The sequence below is a fragment of the Streptomyces sp. NPDC005263 genome (assembly GCF_042872365.1).
Lineage (GTDB): Bacteria > Actinomycetota > Actinomycetes > Streptomycetales > Streptomycetaceae > Streptomyces.
On the sequence record NZ_JBIAKJ010000010.1, the window covers coordinates 1 to 18,148 of the forward strand.

The following is an 18,148-nucleotide window of genomic DNA, read 5'->3' on the forward strand; positions in this document are numbered from 1 at the left end:
GCCTGTGCGGGTTCGGTGGGGGTGGCTGTAGCGCCATGCGGTTTGGTGGGGGTCGGGGCCGGGGGGGGGGGGGGGGGGGGGGGGGGGGGGGGGCGGGCGGGGGGGGGGGGGGGGGGGGGGGGGGGGTGGGGGGCGGGGGCGGGGGGGGGGGGGGGGGGCCCCGCCCGGCGCCCCCCCCCCCCCCCCCCCCCCCCCCCCCCCCCCCCCCCCCCCCCCCCCCCCCCCCCCCCCCCCCCCCCCCCCGCCCCCGACCCCCCACCGAACCGCAGGCGCAACCGCACCCCCACGGCCCCCGCACAGGCGCCGCAGGCACCGCCCAAGCCACACGCTATGGTCTCCCCAAGGCACGTTACTGATCGGTAAGGGGATTCGGCATGCAGCTAGGCATCAACCTCGGCTACTGGGGTGCCGGCATGGACGCGGACAACCTCGCGGTGGCCAAGGAGGCCGACCGCCTCGGATACGCCGTCTGCTGGGCCGCCGAGGCCTACGGCTCCGACGCGGCCACCGTCCTCACCTGGGTCGCCGCCCAGACCGACCGTATCGACGTCGGCTCGGCCATCTTCCAGATCCCGGCCCGCCAGCCGGCGATGACCGCGATGACCGCCGCCACCCTCGACTCCCTCTCCGGCGGCCGCTTCCGCCTGGGCCTCGGTGTCTCCGGCCCGCAGGTCTCCGAGGGCTGGTACGGCGTCAAGTTCGACAAGCCGCTCTCCCGCACCCGCGAGTACGTGGAGATCGTCCGTAAGGCGATGACCCGCGAGCGCCTCACCCACGACGGGGAGCACTGGACCCTGCCCCTGCCGGGCGGCCCCGGCAAGCCCATCAAGCTCACCGTGCACCCGGAGCGCGAGCACATCCCGCTCTACATCGCCGCCATCGGCCCCAAGAACCTCGAACAGACCGGCGAGATCGCCGACGGCGCCCTGCTCATCTTCCCCTCCGCCGACCACCTCGAGGATACGGCGATCAAGTACCTGCGGGCCGGCCGCGAGAAGGCCGGGAAGACCCTCGACGGCTTCGACGTGTGCCCGACCCTGCCGCTCGCCCTCGGCGACGACAAGGACGTCAGCACGCTCGCCGACACCTTCCGCCCGTACACCGCGCTGTACGTGGGCGGCATGGGCAGCCGTAAGCAGAACTTCTACAACCAGCTCGCCCAGCGCATGGGCTACGAGAAGGAGGCCGCCGAGATCCAGGACAAGTACCTGGCCGGCGACAAGCAGGGCGCCGCGGCCGCGGTCCCGCACGACCTGATCGACAAGACGACCCTGCTGGGCTCCGTGGACCGCATCGCGGACCGGATGAAGGCCTACGCCGAGGCCGGTGTCACCACCCTCACCCTCGCTCCCGCGGGCTTCTCACTCGACGAGCGGCTCGCCTCGCTCCGCGCCGGCACCGAGGCCCTGGAGCAGGCCGGACTCGCCTAACAACAACCCGGGCGTCAAAAACGCACCGCAGGCCCCCGCGGTATGCCCCCGACGCCCGGGTCCTCCGTTCGGCGCAGTCGCAGGACACACCTGTTGCCGCACCTCTCGCACCGCATTTGACTCGTTCCTTGCGGGAACCCTGCAGAGAGGTGCCTCAGATGCTTTCGGCCAAGAGTCTGTTCCAGGAGATCGTCGACAACGACGAGTCGTTCCAGCTCTTCTGCTCCATCGCGGCCAGCGGGGAGTCACAGGGCGGTTGGGAGAACGGCCGCATCGCCGCGCTCGTGCCGGAGAGCGAGCGCGCCCTCGCTCCCAAGATCACCCGGCACGGAGCGGACGAGGACAAACACGGGCGCATCTTCAACGCGCTGCTGAGCAAGCGCGGCCTGCAGCCCGTCGTCGTCCCGTTCGAGACCGACTACACGATGCTCCTGGAGAAGCAGGGCATCGGTCTGGCCCACGAGAGGCTCAAGGCCGACCAGCCGCTCATGGTGGCCGACGTCATCACGTACCTGTCGCACAGCCGGGTCACCGAACAGCGCGCGTCCGACCAGATGGTGATGCTGCGGAAGCACTTCGGCGACCACCCCGAGGTCGGCAAGGCGGTCCGGATGATCTCCCACGACGAGGACAACCATCTCGCCTACACCCACGAGGAACTGCTGCGCTTCGCCGCCGCGGGGCACGGCCGGTTCATCCAGCGCACGCTGCGCGAGTGCGCCCTCGCCGAGATCCGCGTCTACCGGGACGTCAGCCTGGCGGTCATGGCCCACATGGGCCGCATCCTCGGCTGGTCGAGGGCCAAGTCGGCGCTCCTGACGATGGGCATCCACGCGATGTACGCGTACGAGCGCCTGATCGGCTGGCGCCGCATGGTGTCCCTGAGAATGCCGGACCACCGAGACGCCCTCGGCGGCCCCGCGACCCCGGCCCCGGAATTCGCCTGAACTACAACCACCCCCGGCGTTTGAACAGCCGATACAGCACAACCTCCAGGCCCGCCATCAACGCGATCACCGCCGGATACGACCACACCCACCGCAACTCCGGCATGTGCTCGAAGTTCATGCCGTAGATGCCCGCGATCATCGTGGGGATCGCGGCCATGGCCGCCCACGCGGAGATCTTCCGCATGTCGTCGTTCTGCCGGACGCTCATCTGCGCGAGATGCGCGGACAGGATGTCGGAGACCAGCCGGTCGAGGCCCTCCACGGACTCGTTCACGCGCGTGAGGTGGTCGTTGACGTCACGGAAGAAGGGCCGCGCCTTCTCGTTGACGAAGGGCACCGCGCCGCCGATCTGCCCGACCCCCGCGAGCCGGGTCAGCGGTACCGCCAGCGGGCCGCAGGCCCGGCGGAACTCCAGGACCTGCCGCTTGAAGGTGTAGATCCGGGAGGCGGTGTGCCGCGAACCCCCGCCGTCCGGCGAGAACACCTCCGCCTCCAGCTCCTCCAGGTCGGTCTGCAACTCGGTGGCCACGTCGAGGTAGTGGTCGACGACGGCGTCGGCGACCGCGTACAGCACAGCCGTGGGTCCCTTGCCGAGCAGCTCGGGCTCCTGCTCCAGCCGCCGCCGTACGACGCCCAGCGGGGAGCCCTCACCGTGCCGGACGGTCACCACGAAGGAGTCACCGAGGAAGAGCATCACCTCGCCGGTCGAGACGGCGTCGCTCTCAGGTTCGTACACCACGGGCTTGAGGACCACGAAGAGCGAGTCGTCGTAGACCTCCAACTTGGGCCGCTGGTGGGCCTTCAGGGCGTCCTCGACCGCCAGCGGGTGCAGTCCGAACTCCCGGGTGACGTGGTCGAACTCCTCCTCGGACGGTTCGTGCAGGCCGATCCAGACGAACCCGTGCGCGGACCGGGCCTCGGCGAGGGCGTCGGACAGGTCCTCGGGCCCTTCCGTCCGGTGCCCGTCCCGGTAGATGGCGCAGTCGACGATCACTGAGCGTATTCTCCCGTCGTCCGTGGTCCGCCACAGGCGGGCGTATGCCTACGCTGGACGGCATGCCCACGCTGATCCTCGTCCGGCACGGACGATCCACCGCCAACACCGAGGGCCTGCTCGCCGGCTGGACGCCCGGCGTCGCCCTGGACGAGCGGGGTGCCACGCAGGCCGCCGCGCTGCCCGGGCGGCTCGCCGAGCTGCCGCTCTCCGAGGTCGTCACCAGCCCGCTGCAGCGCTGCCAGGAGACGATCCGGCCGCTGCTTCAGGCCAGGTCCGGTCTCACGGCGCACACCGACGAACGGATCGGGGAGTGCCACTACGGCGACTGGTCCGGACGCAAGCTGGCCGAGCTCAGCGGGGAGCCGCTGATGGAGGTCGTGCAGGCGCACCCGTCGGCGGCCGCGTTCCCCGGCGGTGAGTCGATGCGGGCGATGCAGACCCGCGCCGCCGAGGCGGTGCGCGAGTGGAACGCGCGCGTGGAGCGCGATCACGGAGCCGACGCCGTCTATCTGATGTGCTCTCACGGTGATGTGATCAAATCGCTCGTCGCGGACGCACTCGGACTTCATCTCGACCTCTTCCAGCGGATTTCTGTTGAACCGTGTTCCATCACCGCGATCCGTTACACCCGTCTGAGGCCTTTTCTCCTCCGCCTCGGCGACACCGGCGACTTCGCGTCGCTGGCGCCGCGCGAGGAACCTCCGGCCGACGACGCCCCGGTGGGGGGTGGTGCGGGCGCACCGTGATCGTCGGGCGCAGTAGGGTGAAGCGGTCCACGCACACGGACGTCCCCCACACGCCACACTCACAACCCCGCACCCACCCCGTACTCACGACTACGTACTCACGATTCAATGGAGACAGGACGTGTCCCGTCAGGTGTTCCTCTACGACCCCCCGGACCGCTTCGTGGCCGGTACGGTCGGACTGCCCGGACGCCGTACGTTCTTCCTCCAGGCCACGGCCGGCCCCCGGGTGACCAGCGTGGCTCTGGAGAAGACCCAGGTCGCCGCGCTCGCCGAGCGGATGGAAGAGCTGCTGGACGAGGTGGTACGCCGTAGTGGCGGCAGCGCCGCCGTCCCGGCCGTGCCGCCCACCGAAGTCGCCGACACCGACCCTCTGGACACCCCCGTCGAGGAGGAGTTCCGGGTCGGCACCATGGCCCTCGCCTGGGACGGCGACGAGCAGCGCATGATCGTCGAGGCGCAGGCCCTCGTGGAGCTCGACGCCGACTCCGAGGAGGACCTCGCCGAGGCCGAGGAGCGGTTGCTCCAGGACGAGGAGAACGGTCCGCCGATGCTGCGGGTCAGACTCACCGGCTCGCAGGCGAGAGCCTTCGCCAAGCGGGCCCTGGACGTCGTCAACGCCGGGCGGCCGCCGTGTCCGCTGTGCAGCCTCCCGCTCGATCCGGAAGGACACGTATGTCCGCGCCAGAACGGATACCGACGCGACGCGTGACCACCGGGGCGATGTCGGCCGAACTGCTCGCCGAGGGCGAGCTGACCGTGCGCGGCCGCATCCGGGAGGCGTCCAACGCGGCGCTGTACTGCACGGTCTCGCACCAGGGCCGGGAGGCCGACTGCATCTACAAGCCGGTCGCCGGGGAGCGGCCCCTGTGGGACTTCCCCGACGGGACCCTCGCCCAGCGCGAGGTCGCCGCGTACGAGGTCTCCGAGGCGACCGGCTGGGGGCTCGTGCCGCCCACCGTGCTGCGCGACGGGCCGTACGGCGAGGGCATGTGCCAGCTGTGGATCGAGGTGACGTCCGAGAGCGAGCTGCTCGCTCTCGTCGACGCGGAGGAACCGGAGCCCGGCTGGAAGGCGATCGGCCTCGCCGAGGTCGGTGAGGGACGGACCGCGCTGCTCGTACACGCCGACGACGAGCGGTTGCGTCGGCTGGCCGTGCTCGACGCCGTGATCAACAACGCCGACCGCAAGGGCGGTCATCTGCTGCCGACCGCCGAGGGCCGGCTGTACGGCATCGACCACGGGGTCACCTTCAACGCCGAGAACAAACTGCGGACGCTGCTGTGGGGTTGGGCGGGCGAGCCCCTGACGGGTGAGGCGGTCGACGTCCTCAAAGGGCTCAAGGAGTCGCTCGGGGAGTCCGGCGCGCTGACCGGGAGACTGACCGCGCTGATCACCGCCGCCGAGATCGACGCCGTCCGCGCACGGGTCGACGCCCTGCTGACGTCCGGGAAGCACCCGGAGCCGAGCGGGGAGTGGCCGGCGATCCCCTGGCCTCCTGTCTGAATACCTCCCCACCTGCTCCGGAACGGCGCGTCTGTCGCCCCGTCGACTCGGGCGCGGCACAACGGCCGGTGACGCGCAAGAACGCGTTACCGGCCATCCGCCCGGTCCGGTTCGTATGCGGAACATCCGTCCGGTTAGGCTCAAGACATGCATGCCTGGCCCGCTTCCGAGGTCCCCGCCCTGCCTGGTCAGGGTCGCGACCTGAGGATCCACGACACCGCGACCGGCGGCCTGGTCACCCTCGCCCCCGGTCCCGTCGCCCGTATCTACGTCTGTGGCATCACGCCCTACGACGCCACCCACATAGGTCACGCGGCGACCTACAACGCGTTCGACCTCGTCCAGCGCGTGTGGCTCGACACCAAGCGGCAGGTCCACTACGTCCAGAACGTCACCGATGTCGACGACCCGCTGCTGGAGCGCGCACAGCGGGACGGCATCGACTGGGCCGCCCTGGCCGAGAAGGAGACCACCCTCTTCCGCGAGGACATGACCGCCCTGCGCATGCTGCCCCCGCGGGACTTCATAGGCGCGGTCGAGGCGATACCCGGCATCGTGCCGCTCGTCGAACGGCTGCGGGACGCCGGCGCCGCCTACGAACTCGAGGGCGACGTGTACTTCTCGGTCGAGTCCGACCCGAATTTCGGCAAGGTGTCCAACCTGGACTCCGCCGCCATGCGGCTGCTGTCCGCCGAGCGCGGCGGCGACCCCGACCGGCCGGGCAAGAAGAACCCGCTCGACCCGATGCTGTGGATGGCCGCCCGTGAGGGCGAGCCCAGCTGGGACGGCGGCTCGCTCGGACGCGGTCGCCCCGGCTGGCACATCGAGTGCGTGGCCATCGCCCTGGACCACCTGGGGATGGGCTTCGACGTGCAGGGCGGCGGCTCCGACCTCGCCTTCCCGCACCACGAGATGGGCGCCTCGCACGCCCAGGCCCTGACCGGCGAGTTCCCCATGGCCAAGGCGTACGTGCACGCCGGCATGGTCGCTCTCGACGGCGAGAAGATGTCCAAGTCCAAGGGCAACCTGGTCTTCGTGTCTGTGCTGCGGCGCGACGGCGTCGACCCGGCCGCCATTCGGCTGGCGCTGCTCGCCCACCACTACCGGGCCGACTGGGAGTGGACCGACCAGGTCCTTGAGGACGCCGTCGACCGGCTCGGCCGCTGGCGTGCCGCCGTGTCCCGCCCGGACGGCCCGCCTGCCGAGGCGCTCGTCGAGGAGATGCGCGAGGCCCTCGCGGCCGACCTGGACGCCCCGGCCGCGCTGGCCGCCGTGGACCGGTGGGCGGCGCTCCAGGAAGAGCGGGGCGGTACGGACGAGGGCGCGCCCGGCGTCGTCTCGCGGGCGGTGGACGCGCTCCTGGGCGTGGCGCTGTAACCGACCGCAGTACATGACAAAGGGGCGCTTCCTCCCGCAGGGGAAGCGCCCCTCTCGTTCTCACAGCGAACCGCCCCGGCGAACCGCCCTGGCGAACCGCGACCGCCGGCCCGGACCGCGGTCCACGGCGTGCCGCGAACCGCGAACCGCGAACCGCGACCCTCAATCCGGACCGCGATCAGTCCTCCGAGGACGAATCCTCGTCGCCCGCCTCAGGTTTCGGCGGCTTCGGCGGCTTCGTACGCCCCCCGGGGTTGTCCCGCAGATACGGCGTGCTGTCGCTGCCGTCCGCCGTGGCGTGCCCGCCGGAGCCGCCCGGACCGGATCCGTCCCGGCGCCGCAGATACCGCTCGAACTCGCGGGCGATCGCCTCGCCCGACGCCTCCGGCAGCTCAGCGGTGTCCCGGGCCTCCTCCAGCGTCTGGACGTACTCGGCGACCTCGCTGTCCTCGGCGGCCAGCTGGTCCACGCCCACCTGCCAGGCGCGCGCGTCCTCCGGCAGCTCGCCCAGCGGGATGCGGACGTCGATCAGGTCCTCCAGACGGTTCAGGAGAGCCAGCGTCGCCTTCGGGTTCGGCGGCTGCGACACGTAGTGCGGTACGGCCGCCCACAGCGACACCGCCGGGACACCCGCGTGCGTGCACGCCTCCTGGAGGATGCCGACGATGCCCGTGGGGCCCTCGTACTTGGTCTCCTCCAGATCCATGCGCCGGGCCAGGTCCGGGTCGGACGTGACCCCGCTGACCGGGACCGGACGGGTGTGCGGGGTGTCGCCGAGCAGGGCGCCTAGGACCACCACCAGCTCCACGCCCAGCTCGTGGGCGAAGCCCAGCAACTCATTGCAGAACGAACGCCACCGCATCGACGGTTCGATACCCCGGACGAGAACCAGGTCGCGGGGCTTGTCACCACCGACCCGGACCACCGACAATCGGGTCGTCGGCCACGTGATCTTCCGTACGCCATCGTCCAGCCACACCGTGGGTCGGTTCACCTGGAAGTCGTAGTAGTCCTCGGCGTCCAGCGCCGCGAACACCTCGCCCTTCCACTCCCTGTCCAGGTGCGCGACCGCGGTGGAGGCGGCGTCGCCGGCGTCGTTCCAGCCCTCGAACGCGGCCACCATGACCGGGTCGATCAGCTCGGGAACCCCCTCGAGCTCGATCACCCAGCGCCTCCTTCCGACGTGCCCTCGCTTAACGACCCAACCTTACGGCGTGACGCGGGGGCGCCCGCAGCCCCCTTGCGCGGGGGAGTGAACGGATCACTGCCCCGTTCGTCGCCCCCGGACACCCCGCCCTGCCGTCCTCACAGGCTCGACCGCAGCCACTGCTCCACGCTCGCGATGTGCACGGTCGCCCAGGACCGGGCCGCCTCCGCGTCCCGGTCGCGCAGCGCCGCCAGGATCGCCCGGTGCTCGCGCAGGGTGCCGACGACCGCGTCCTCCTGGGTCAGTCCGCGCCAGATCCGGGCCCGGGTGGTGGGGCCGGACAGGCCGTCGAGGAGGGAACACAGCACACCGTTGCCGGAGCTCTGCACGATGCCGCGGTGGAAGTCCAGATCGCAGGCGACGAGCTCCTCCACCGACGGGCTGTCACCGAGCTTGTCCAGCTGGGCGGAGAGCGCGTTCAGCTGTTGCTCGCTGATGCGCAGGGCCGCCATCGCGGTCGCGGCCGGCTCGAGTATGCGACGCACCGCGAGGAACTCCAGGACCGTGTCGTCGCGGTGGAAGTCCACGACGAAGCTGAGCGCCTCCAGCAGCAGCTGGGGGTCCAGGCTGGTGACGTACGTGCCGTCGCCCTGGCGTACGTCCAGGATCCGGATGAGGGACAGGGCGCGCACGGCCTCCCGCAGCGAATTGCGGGACAGACCCAGCTCGGCGGCGAGTTCGCTCTCCTTGGGGAGCCGGTCGCCGGGGCGCAGCGCGCCGGAGACGATCATGCCCTTGATCTTCTCGATCGCCTCGTCGGTGACTGCCATGACCTGGCCTCCCTGTCGTACTCGTACGGTGCCGAGACATCGGATGTCTCAGCACATTATGGGGCCAGTTCAGACGAGCGCTTCCAGATCGGCGATCACCTTTGACTCATCGACATGTCAGCAGGTGGCCGCGCGTGTCGACGAGCGTCGACGGTCCCGCCCCCGGGGAGGCCGGGGACGGGACCGTGGGCGCTACTTCTCGTCGAGCAGGTCCTGCACCCTCGCGCGGACGTCGTCCGTGGCCAGGCCCCGGATCGTCAGCGTGGTACGGCGGCGCAGCACGTCGTCCGGCGTCTGGGCCCACTCGTTGTCCCGGGCGTAGACGACCTGCGCCCAGATCTCCGGGGCGTCCGGGTGGACCCGCTCACCGAGCTGCGGGTTCTCGTTGGCCAGCCGGGCGATGTCGAAGGCCAGCGAACCGTAGTGCGTGGCCAGGTGCCTGGCGGTGTCGGCGGTCATCTGCGGGCCGGACGCCGCGTGGTCGACCAGCAGACGGTGCGCGACCGCGCGCGGGTTCGCGACACCGGGCAGCGGCAGCTTCTTCGGCAGCGCGGAGATCGGCTCGAAGCCGTCGCCCAGCGGGTGCCCCGGCAGCGCCTCCAGCTTCTCCATGACCGTACGGCCGATGTGCCGGAACGTCGTCCACTTGCCGCCCGCGACGGACAGCATGCCGCCCCTGCCCTCGGTCACCACCGTCTCCCGCTTGGCCTTCGCGGTGCTGCCGGGTCCGCCCGGCAGCACCCGCAGACCCGCGAACGAGTAGGTGATCAGGTCACGGTCGAGCTGCTGGTCGCGAATGGAGAACGCGGCCTCGTCGAGTATCTGGGCGGTGTCCTTCTCGGTGACCGCGACATCCGCCGGGTCGCCCTCGAACTCCTCGTCGGTCGTGCCGAGCAGCAGCATGTCCTCCCAGGGGAGGGCGAAGGTGATGCGGTACTTGTCGATGGGCGTGGCCAGCGCGGCCTTCCACGGGGCGGTGCGCTTGAGGACCAGGTGCGCGCCCTTGGACAGGCGGATGGACGGAGCCGCGTTCGGGTCCTCCATCCTGCGCAGGTGGTCGACCCACGGACCGGTCGCGTTCAGCACCAGCCGGGCGTTCACGCCGAACTCGTCACCCGAGGTCCGATCGCGCAGGTCCGCGCCCGTCACCCGGCCCTTGGTGAAGCGCAGGCCGGTGACCTCGGCGTGGTTCAGGACCACCGCGCCCGCCTCGACGGCCCCGCGGACCGTCATCAGCGCCATGCGCGCGTCGTTCATCTGGTCGTCGCCGTACACGGCCACGGCCTTGAGGTTGTCGGTGCGCAGCTCGGGCACGTCCCGCTGCGCCTTCGCCGGGGACAGCAGGTGCCCCACCCCGTCACCGAACGCCGACAGCATCGAGTACGCGAAGACACCGGCTCCGAGCTTCGCCGCGCCGTGCGGCCCGCCCTTGTACACGGGGAGGTAGAACGTGAGCGGGTTCGCCAGGTGGGGAGCCACCTGGCGGGAGACCGCACGGCGCTCGAAGTGGTTCTCCGCCACCAGCTTCACCGCGCCGGTCTGCAGGTAGCGCAGACCGCCGTGGAGCAGCTTGGAGGAGGCGGAAGAGGTGGCACCGGCGAAGTCGCCGGCGTCGACCAGGGCCACCCGCAGGCCGGACTGCGCGGCATGCCAGGCGGTGGAGATGCCCAGGATGCCACCGCCGATCACGAGAAGGTCGTACGACGCCTTGGAGAGCTGCTCCCGGGTCTCGGCTCGGCTCGGGTTCGAGCCGGACGCCGGGCGCGTCCCCAGGGCAGGTACGGACTGCAGGGTGGGCTGGCTGGTCATGTGGGGTCGTGCTCCTCGTCAGTTCTCGTCTTCGATCCAGCCCATGGTCCGCTCCACGGCCTTGAGCCAGCTCTTGTACTCACGGTCGCGGGCGTCCGCGTCCATGCGGGGGGTCCACTCGGCGGCCCGGCGCCAGTTGGCGCGCAGGTCGTCGGTGCTGGTCCAGAAGCCGACGGCGAGGCCGGCGGCGTAGGCGGCACCGAGGCAGGTCGTCTCGGCGACCATCGGGCGCACCACGGGGGCGTCCACGAAGTTCGACAGGGTCTGCATCAGCAGGTTGTTGGAGGTCATACCGCCGTCGACCTTGATCGCCGCGAGCTCGACGCCGGAGTCCTTGGTCATGGCGTCGGTGATCTCACGGGTCTGCCAGGCCGTGGCCTCCAGGACGGCGCGCGCGAGGTGCGCCTTGGTGACGTACCGGGTCAGACCGGCGATGACACCCCGGGCGTCCGAACGCCAGTACGGGGCGAACAGGCCGGAGAAGGCCGGCACGAAGTACGCGCCACCGTTGTCCTCGACCGTGAGCGCGAGCGTCTCGATCTCGGCGGCGGTGGAGATCAGGCCCATCTGGTCGCGCATCCACTGCACCAGCGAACCGGTGACGGCGATCGAGCCCTCCAGGGCGTAGACCGGCTTGTCGTCGCCGATGCGGTAGCCGACCGTGGTCAGCAGGCCGTTGTACGAGTTGACCGGCTTCTCGCCGGTGTTCATCAGCAGGAAGGTGCCGGTGCCGTACGTCGACTTGGCCTCGCCCTCCGCGAAACAGGTCTGGCCGAACAGGGCCGCCTGCTGGTCGCCGAGCGCGGACGCGACGGGAATGCCGCCGAGGACGTCACCGAGCTTGCCGCCGGTGACCGCGCCGTACACCTCGGCGGAGGAACGGATCTCCGGCAGCATCGCCAGCGGCACACCGATCGACTCGGCGATCTTCGCGTCCCACTCCATGGTGTGCAGGTTCATAAGGAGGGTGCGGGAGGCGTTGGTGACGTCGGTGACGTGCTTGCCGCCGTTGACCCCGCCGGTCAGGTTCCAGATGACCCAGCTGTCCATGGTGCCGAAGAGGATGTCGCCGGCCTCGGCGCGCTCGCGCAGGCCCTCGACGTTGTCCAGCAGCCAGCGGGCCTTGGGACCGGCGAAGTAGCTCGCCAGCGGCAGGCCGGTCTCGCGGCGGAAGCGGTCCTGGCCGACGTTGCGGCCGAGTTCCTTGCAGAGCGCGTCGGTGCGGGTGTCCTGCCAGACGATGGCGTTGTGGACGGGCTCACCGGTGTGCCGGTCCCACAGCAGCGTCGTCTCGCGCTGGTTGGTGATGCCGATGGCCTTGATGTCGTCGCGGGTGATGCCGGCCTTCTGTATGGCGCCGGCGACGACTTCCTCGACGTTGGTCCAGATCTCGGTGGCGTTGTGCTCGACCCAGCCCGGCTTGGGGAAGATCTGCTCGTGTTCCTTCTGGTCGACGGAGACGATACGGCCGTCCCGGTCGAAGACGATGCAGCGGCTGGAGGTGGTGCCCTGGTCGATCGCGGCGATGAAGGGGCCGGCGGTGTGGGCGTCGGTCACTGTGTGCTCCTGGGAGGTTCCGTGGGTGTGGGACTGGTCTACTGCTGCTCAGTGCTTCGAAGTGCGGTTTCTAAGCAAAAGCGACGTTGTAGATGCCGGCCGCGATGGCGCCGCCGAGAAGCGGGCCCACCACCGGGATCCAGGCGTAGCCCCAGTCGGAGCCGCCCTTGTTGGGCAGGGGCAGGAGGGCGTGCACGATGCGCGGGCCGAGGTCACGGGCCGGGTTGATCGCGTAGCCGGTCGGACCGCCGAGCGACAGACCGATGGAGACGACCACGAGCGCGGTGATCAGGGCGCCGAGGGTGCCGAGGCCCTTGCCGCTGTCGTTGAGGCCCTGCGTGAGGATGGCGAGCACCAGCACGACCGTGCCGATGACCTCCGTGGCGAGGTTCTGCCACACGACCCGGATCTCGGGACCGGTGGAGAAGATGCCCAGGACCGGGCCGGCGCCCTTCTCCTGAGCCTCGACGGCCTTGACCTTCGTGTCCTGCGCGCCCGGACCGCCGACGATCTCCTTGTCGGTGAGGTGCGCGTGGAACTGGCCGTAGTAGGCCACCCAGACCAGTGCCGCGCCGATCGCGGCGCCGAGCATCTGACCGCCCCAGTAGACCGGGACGTTGCTCCAGTCGTCGTCCTTGATGGCGAGCGCGAGCGTCACTGCCGGGTTGAGGTGGGCGCCGGAGAGCGGCGCGGAGGTGTACACGGCCGTCAGAACGGCGAAACCCCACCCGAAGGTGATGGCGAGCCAGCCGGCGTTGCGGGCCTTGGAGGCCTTCAGCGTGACGGCGGCGCACACGCCGCCGCCGAGCAGGATGAGTATGGCGGTACCGATGGTCTCGCCGATGAAGATGTCGGAGCTGGACACCCGCGACTCCTTTGTCCTTCGTCCAGGGGGAGAGCTGCCGGCCCTTGGCGTCGTATCACTGTAACGCCTATTGCCGGTCGGTGTTCGACAATGTCGACCGATGGACGGGAGTCTTGCTCCGGGGTTACGGGCACGTCAAGGGTTCTGTTCTCGAAAACAGGATCGTTATTGATTGCTGTGTGCTACCGATCTTGCGCTCGGCCGAGAACTCGGCCATGTCCGCGTACAGCGACCACCGGAACGGCCCCGCGGCCTCCCGGTCACCTCGCGTCCCGCGTCCCTCAGAAGCGGCCCGCGCCCAGGTCCCGCGACACCGCGCGGGCGCAGTCCCGCACCGCCGCGATCAGTTCGGGGCGCAGCTCGCCGTCCCGGCCCAGCCGCTCCACGGCCCCGGTGACGCCGACCGCGCCCACCGGCATGCGACGCCGGTCGTGGATGGGCGCGGCGATGGACGCGACGCCCTCCCAGGTCTCCTCGACGTCGGCGGCGTACCCGCGCGCGCGGGTGATGTCGAGGACGTGTTCGAAAGCGTCGAGGTCGCAGACGGTCCGGTCGGTGAACGCCTTGCGGTCGCTCTCCAGGGCCTCGCTGTGCGCCACCGGGTCGTACGCCGACAGCACCTTGCCCAGGGCCGTGGAGTGCAGCGGCTGCATGGCCCCGATCTCCAGGACCTGCCGGCTGTCGTCGGGCCGGAAGACGTGGTGCACGATCAGCACGCCCTGCTGGTGCAGGACACCCAGGTGGACGCTCTCCCCGCTGGAGCGGGCCAGGTCGTCGGTCCACACCAGGGCGCGTGCCCTGAGCTCGTGCACGTCGAGATAGGTGGTGCCCAGGCGCAGCAGTTCGGCGCCCAGCTGATAGCGCCCGGAGGCGTCGTCCTGCTCGACGAAGCCCTCCTGCTGGAGGGTGCGCAGGATGCCGTGCGCGGTGCCCTTGGCGAGGCCCAGGGACGAGGCGATGTCGGACAGGCCGAGTCTCCGCTCGCCGCCCGCGAGGAGCCGCAGCATCGCGGCCGCGCGTTCCAGCGACTGGATGTTCCGTGCCATCGCCGTCCTGCCTCCGTCCCCTACGACCGTCGACCCGCGAGGCCGCTGCCACCGTTCGGCAATGTCGAACACTACCGGTCCATGCCGACCTCCCGCCAATACTCAGCCCACATCTGTTGCCCCGCCCGTGTCCCGGAGGAGATGTGTCCGCCACCGGGGTCCGCCCCGTGGACGTCCTGACCATCGGCGGCGGGTCCCGGTTACTCTGGCGTGGTGCGCCGAGCGCGGACCGTCGCGTGGGCGCCGCACAAAGCCGACAGCCGTCGCACCTAAGGGAGCCCCTACATGGCCTCGTTGCCACCGACCCCTTCCGCCGACAGCCGGGCCCGTGTGTCCGCGCTCCGCGAGGCGCTCGCCACCCGTGTGGTGGTGGCCGACGGAGCGATGGGCACGATGCTCCAGGCTCAGGATCCGACCCTGGAGGACTTCGAGAACCTCGAAGGCTGCAACGAGATCCTCAACCTGACCCGCCCCGACATCGTCCGCTCCGTCCACGACGCGTACTTCGCCGTCGGCGTCGACTGCGTGGAGACCAACACCTTCGGGGCCAACCACACGGCCGCGACGGAGTACGACATCGCCGACCGCGTGCACGAACTGTCCGAGGCGGGCGCGCGCATCGCCCGAGAGGTGGCGGACGAGTACGCGGCCCGTGACGGCCGCCCCCGCTGGGTCCTCGGCTCCGTCGGCCCCGGCACCAAGCTGCCCACCCTCGGCCACATCGACTTCGCCACCATCCGCGACGGCTACCAGGCCAACGCCGAGGGACTGCTGGCCGGCGGCGCCGACACCCTGATCGTCGAGACCACCCAGGACCTGCTCCAGACGAAGGCCTCCGTCCTGGGCGCCCGGCGCGCCATGGAGGCGACCGGCGTCGAGGTGCCGCTGGTGGTCTCGATGGCGTTCGAGACGACCGGCACGATGCTCCTGGGCTCCGAGATCGGCGCCGCCCTGACCGCGCTGGAACCCCTCGGCGTCGACATGATCGGCCTGAACTGCTCCACCGGCCCGGCGGAGATGAGCGAGCACCTGCGCTACCTCACCCGGCACTCCCGCATCCCGCTGCTGTGCATGCCGAACGCGGGCCTGCCGATCCTCACCAAGGACGGCGCGCACTTCCCGCTCGACCCCGAGGGCCTGGCCGACGCGCAGGAGAACTTCGTCCGCGACTACGGCCTGTCCCTGATCGGCGGCTGCTGCGGCACCACCCCCGAGCACCTGCGTCAGGTCGTCGAACGCGTCCGCGACCTGACCCCCGGCGAGCGCGACCCCCGCCCGGAGCCGGGCGCGGCCTCCCTCTACCAGACGGTCCCGTTCCGCCAGGACACCTCGTACCTCGCGATCGGTGAGCGCACCAACGCCAACGGGTCGAAGAAGTTCCGCGAGGCCATGCTGGAGGGCCGCTGGGACGACTGCGTGGAGATGGCGCGCGACCAGATCCGCGAGGGCGCCCACATGCTGGACCTGTGTGTGGACTACGTCGGCCGTGACGGCGTCGCCGACATGAAGGAGCTGGCGGGCCGTTTCGCCACCGCCTCCACCCTGCCGATCGTCCTGGACTCCACCGAGGTCGACGTCATCGAGGCCGGCCTGGAGAAGCTCGGCGGCCGCGCGGTCATCAACTCGGTCAACTACGAGGACGGCGACGGCCCCGAGTCCCGGTTCGCGAAGGTCACCGCGCTGGCGCGGGAGCACGGCGCCGCGCTGATCGCGCTGACCATCGACGAGGAGGGCCAGGCCCGCACCCCCGAGAAGAAGGTCGAGATCGCCGAACGGCTCATCGACGACCTGACCGGCAACTGGGGCATCCACGAGTCGGACATCCTCATCGACACCCTGACCTTCACCATCTGCACCGGCCAGGAGGAGTCCCGGGGGGACGGCATCGCCACCATCGAGGCGATCCGCGAACTCAAGCGCCGCCACCCCGACGTACAGACCACGCTGGGCCTGTCGAACATCTCCTTCGGCCTCAACCCGGCCGCCCGCATCCTGCTCAACTCCGTCTTCCTGGACGAGTGCGTGAAGGCGGGCCTCGACTCGGCGATCGTGCACGCGTCGAAGATCCTGCCGATCGCTCGCTTCACCGAGGAGGAGGTCCAGACCGCTCTCGACCTCGTCCACGACCGCCGGGCGGAGGGCTACGACCCCCTGCAGAAGCTCATGCAGCTGTTCGAGGGCGCCACCGCCAAGTCCCTGAAGGCCGGCAAGGCCGAGGAACTGGCCGCACTGCCGCTGGACGAGCGCCTCAAGCGCCGCATCATCGACGGCGAGAAGAACGGCCTGGAGACCGACCTGGCCGCGGCGCTGGAGGAACGCCCCGCCCTCGACATCGTCAACGAGACCCTCCTGGACGGCATGAAGGTCGTCGGCGAACTGTTCGGCTCCGGCCAGATGCAACTGCCGTTCGTGCTGCAGTCCGCCGAGGTCATGAAGTCCGCCGTCGCCTACCTCGAACCGCACATGGAGAAGAGCGACGACGACGGCAAGGGCACCATCGTGCTGGCCACCGTCCGCGGCGACGTGCACGACATCGGCAAGAACCTCGTCGACATCATCCTGTCGAACAACGGCTACAACGTCGTCAACCTCGGCATCAAGCAGCCGGTCTCGGCGATCCTGGACGCCGCCGCCGAGCACCGCGCCGACGTCATCGGCATGTCCGGCCTCCTGGTCAAGTCCACCGTGATCATGAAGGAGAACCTGGAGGAGCTCAACCAGCGCGGCCTGGCCGTCGACTACCCGGTCATCCTCGGCGGCGCGGCCCTGACCCGGGCGTACGTCGAGCAGGACCTGCACGAGATCTACCAGGGCGAGGTCCGCTACGCCCGCGACGCGTTCGAGGGCCTGCGCCTGATGGACGCGCTGATCGGGGTCAAGCGGGGCGTGCCGGGCGCGAAGCTGCCGGAGCTGAAGCAGCGCCGGGTGCGGGCCACGGCCTCCGCGGAGGTCGAGGAGCGCCCGGAGGAGGGCCACGTCCGCTCCGACGTCGCCGTCGACAACCCGATCCCCACCCCGCCGTTCTGGGACACCCGCGTCATCAAGGGCATCCAGCTCAAGGAGTACGCCTCCTGGCTCGACGAGGGCGCCCTGTTCAAGGGCCAGTGGGGCCTCAAGCAGGCCCGCACCGGCGAGGGACCGTCGTACGAGGAACTGGTCGAGACCGACGGCCGGCCCCGGCTGCGCGGCCTGCTGGACAGGCTGCAGACGGAGAACCTGCTGGAGGCGGCCGTCGTCTACGGCTACTTCCCGTGCGTGTCCAAGGACGACGACCTGATCATCCTGGACGAGCAGGGCAATGAGCGCACCCGCTTCACCTTCCCGCGCCAGCGCCGCGGCCGTCGGCTGTGTCTGGCCGACTTCTTCCGTCCTGAGGAGTCCGGCGAGACGGACGTGGTCGGCCTCCAGGTCGTCACCGTCGGCTCCCGGATCGGCGAGGAGACCGCGAAGCTCTTCGAGGCCAACTCCTACCGCGACTACCTCGAACTGCACGGCCTGTCCGTCCAGTTGGCGGAGGCGCTCGCCGAGTACTGGCACGCACGCGTGCGTTCGGAGCTGGGCTACGCCGGCGAGGACCCGAACGACATCGAGGACATGTTCGCCCTGAAGTACCGGGGCGCCCGCTTCTCCCTCGGCTACGGCGCCTGCCCGAACCTCGAGGACCGCGCCAAGATCGCCGACCTGCTCCAGCCCGAGCGCATCGGCGTCCAGCTGTCCGAGGAGTTCCAGCTGCACCCGGAGCAGTCCACCGACGCCATCGTGATCCACCACCCGGAGGCGAAGTACTTCAACGCCCGGTGAGGCGCGAGCCACCACCTCACCCACGCTTCCGTCCCGTGCGGTGCGTCTCACCCGGCGCGCTGATCGGATAAGTCGTACACTGGTCGG

At 70.5% G+C, this 18,148-nt stretch carries 14 protein-coding genes; 7 read left to right on the top strand and 7 right to left on the bottom strand.

The window, feature by feature from the left end:
- Positions 1-374 precede the first annotated feature (374 nt).
- Together ACFYRY_RS34740 and ACFYRY_RS34745 are read left to right on the top strand one after the other, a co-directional pair.
- Positions 375-1,430, top strand: a complete 1,056-nt coding sequence (locus ACFYRY_RS34740) for an LLM class F420-dependent oxidoreductase (RefSeq protein ID WP_389154916.1) — start codon at positions 375-377, stop codon at positions 1,428-1,430.
- 158 nt (positions 1,431-1,588) lie between these two features.
- On the top strand, positions 1,589-2,377 hold the full coding sequence (locus ACFYRY_RS34745; RefSeq protein ID WP_389154918.1) for a ferritin-like domain-containing protein: 789 nt from the start codon (positions 1,589-1,591) through the stop codon (positions 2,375-2,377).
- A 1-nt stretch (position 2,378) separates the two neighbouring features.
- Here ACFYRY_RS34745 and corA read toward each other — a convergent pair whose 3' ends face one another.
- A complete protein-coding gene (gene corA / locus ACFYRY_RS34750; RefSeq protein ID WP_389154921.1) occupies positions 2,379-3,374 on the bottom strand; it encodes a magnesium/cobalt transporter CorA in 996 nt (331 codons plus the stop codon).
- A 62-nt stretch (positions 3,375-3,436) separates the two neighbouring features.
- Here corA and ACFYRY_RS34755 point away from each other — a divergent pair, with 62 nt between their 5' ends.
- The 4 genes from ACFYRY_RS34755 to mshC all read left to right on the top strand — a co-directional run bounded on the left by ACFYRY_RS34755 (position 3,437) and on the right by mshC (position 7,006).
- The gene (locus ACFYRY_RS34755; RefSeq protein ID WP_389154924.1) at positions 3,437-4,123 is read left to right on the top strand and encodes a histidine phosphatase family protein; all 687 of its coding nucleotides are present in this window, start codon (positions 3,437-3,439) and stop codon (positions 4,121-4,123) included.
- Between the two features lie 121 nt (positions 4,124-4,244).
- Complete coding sequence (locus tag ACFYRY_RS34760) at positions 4,245-4,835, top strand: DUF3090 domain-containing protein (protein ID WP_389154927.1); 591 nt, start codon at positions 4,245-4,247, stop codon at positions 4,833-4,835.
- Positions 4,799-5,629 (top strand): SCO1664 family protein, encoded by an 831-nt coding sequence (locus tag ACFYRY_RS34765; protein WP_389154930.1) that lies wholly within the window; start codon positions 4,799-4,801, stop codon positions 5,627-5,629. The genes ACFYRY_RS34760 and ACFYRY_RS34765 overlap by 37 nt, the downstream gene beginning before the upstream one ends.
- Positions 5,630-5,776: 147 nt before the next feature.
- The gene (gene mshC, locus ACFYRY_RS34770; RefSeq protein ID WP_389154933.1) at positions 5,777-7,006 is read left to right on the top strand and encodes a cysteine--1-D-myo-inosityl 2-amino-2-deoxy-alpha-D-glucopyranoside ligase; all 1,230 of its coding nucleotides are present in this window, start codon (positions 5,777-5,779) and stop codon (positions 7,004-7,006) included.
- 178 nt (positions 7,007-7,184) lie between these two features.
- Here mshC and ACFYRY_RS34775 read toward each other — a convergent pair whose 3' ends face one another.
- The 6 genes from ACFYRY_RS34775 to ACFYRY_RS34800 all read right to left on the bottom strand — a co-directional run bounded on the left by ACFYRY_RS34775 (position 7,185) and on the right by ACFYRY_RS34800 (position 14,260).
- Positions 7,185-8,171: a PAC2 family protein gene (locus ACFYRY_RS34775; RefSeq protein WP_389154936.1), complete on the bottom strand. Its 987-nt coding sequence runs from the start codon at positions 8,169-8,171 to the stop codon at positions 7,185-7,187.
- A 140-nt stretch (positions 8,172-8,311) separates the two neighbouring features.
- Positions 8,312-8,983 carry a FadR/GntR family transcriptional regulator gene (locus ACFYRY_RS34780; protein ID WP_356771681.1) on the bottom strand — a complete coding sequence of 224 codons (672 nt, stop codon included), beginning with the start codon at positions 8,981-8,983 and terminating at the stop codon, positions 8,312-8,314.
- Positions 8,984-9,175: 192 nt separating this feature from the next.
- Positions 9,176-10,792, bottom strand: coding sequence for an FAD-dependent oxidoreductase (locus ACFYRY_RS34785; RefSeq protein WP_389154940.1), 1,617 nt, complete (start codon positions 10,790-10,792; stop codon positions 9,176-9,178).
- A gap of 18 nt (positions 10,793-10,810) precedes the next feature.
- Positions 10,811-12,349 (bottom strand): glycerol kinase GlpK, encoded by a 1,539-nt coding sequence (glpK, locus tag ACFYRY_RS34790; RefSeq protein ID WP_389154943.1) that lies wholly within the window; start codon positions 12,347-12,349, stop codon positions 10,811-10,813.
- Positions 12,350-12,419: 70 nt separating this feature from the next.
- The gene (locus ACFYRY_RS34795) at positions 12,420-13,214 is read right to left on the bottom strand and encodes an MIP/aquaporin family protein (protein ID WP_389154945.1); all 795 of its coding nucleotides are present in this window, start codon (positions 13,212-13,214) and stop codon (positions 12,420-12,422) included.
- Positions 13,215-13,495: 281 nt separating this feature from the next.
- Positions 13,496-14,260: an IclR family transcriptional regulator gene (locus ACFYRY_RS34800; protein WP_356771689.1), complete on the bottom strand. Its 765-nt coding sequence runs from the start codon at positions 14,258-14,260 to the stop codon at positions 13,496-13,498.
- A 285-nt stretch (positions 14,261-14,545) separates the two neighbouring features.
- Between ACFYRY_RS34800 and metH the strand changes: the two genes are divergently transcribed.
- Complete coding sequence (gene metH / locus ACFYRY_RS34805) at positions 14,546-18,061, top strand: methionine synthase (RefSeq protein ID WP_389154947.1); 3,516 nt, start codon at positions 14,546-14,548, stop codon at positions 18,059-18,061.
- Positions 18,062-18,148: the final 87 nt, after the last annotated feature.

Bases quoted from the DNA above. Each gene is read 5' to 3' on its own strand.
- ACFYRY_RS34755 (WP_389154924.1), top strand. From the start codon at position 3,437: ATGCCCACGCTGATCCTCGTCCGGCACGGACGATCCACCGCCAACACC.
- ACFYRY_RS34785 (WP_389154940.1), bottom strand. From the start codon at position 10,792: ATGACCAGCCAGCCCACCCTGCAGTCCGTACCTGCCCTGGGGACGCGC.
- ACFYRY_RS34745 (WP_389154918.1), top strand. From the start codon at position 1,589: ATGCTTTCGGCCAAGAGTCTGTTCCAGGAGATCGTCGACAACGACGAG.
- mshC (WP_389154933.1), top strand. From the start codon at position 5,777: ATGCATGCCTGGCCCGCTTCCGAGGTCCCCGCCCTGCCTGGTCAGGGT.
- ACFYRY_RS34780 (WP_356771681.1), bottom strand. From the start codon at position 8,983: ATGGCAGTCACCGACGAGGCGATCGAGAAGATCAAGGGCATGATCGTC.
- metH (WP_389154947.1), top strand. From the start codon at position 14,546: ATGGCCTCGTTGCCACCGACCCCTTCCGCCGACAGCCGGGCCCGTGTG.
- ACFYRY_RS34800 (WP_356771689.1), bottom strand. From the start codon at position 14,260: ATGGCACGGAACATCCAGTCGCTGGAACGCGCGGCCGCGATGCTGCGG.
- ACFYRY_RS34765 (WP_389154930.1), top strand. From the start codon at position 4,799: ATGTCCGCGCCAGAACGGATACCGACGCGACGCGTGACCACCGGGGCG.
- ACFYRY_RS34740 (WP_389154916.1), top strand. From the start codon at position 375: ATGCAGCTAGGCATCAACCTCGGCTACTGGGGTGCCGGCATGGACGCG.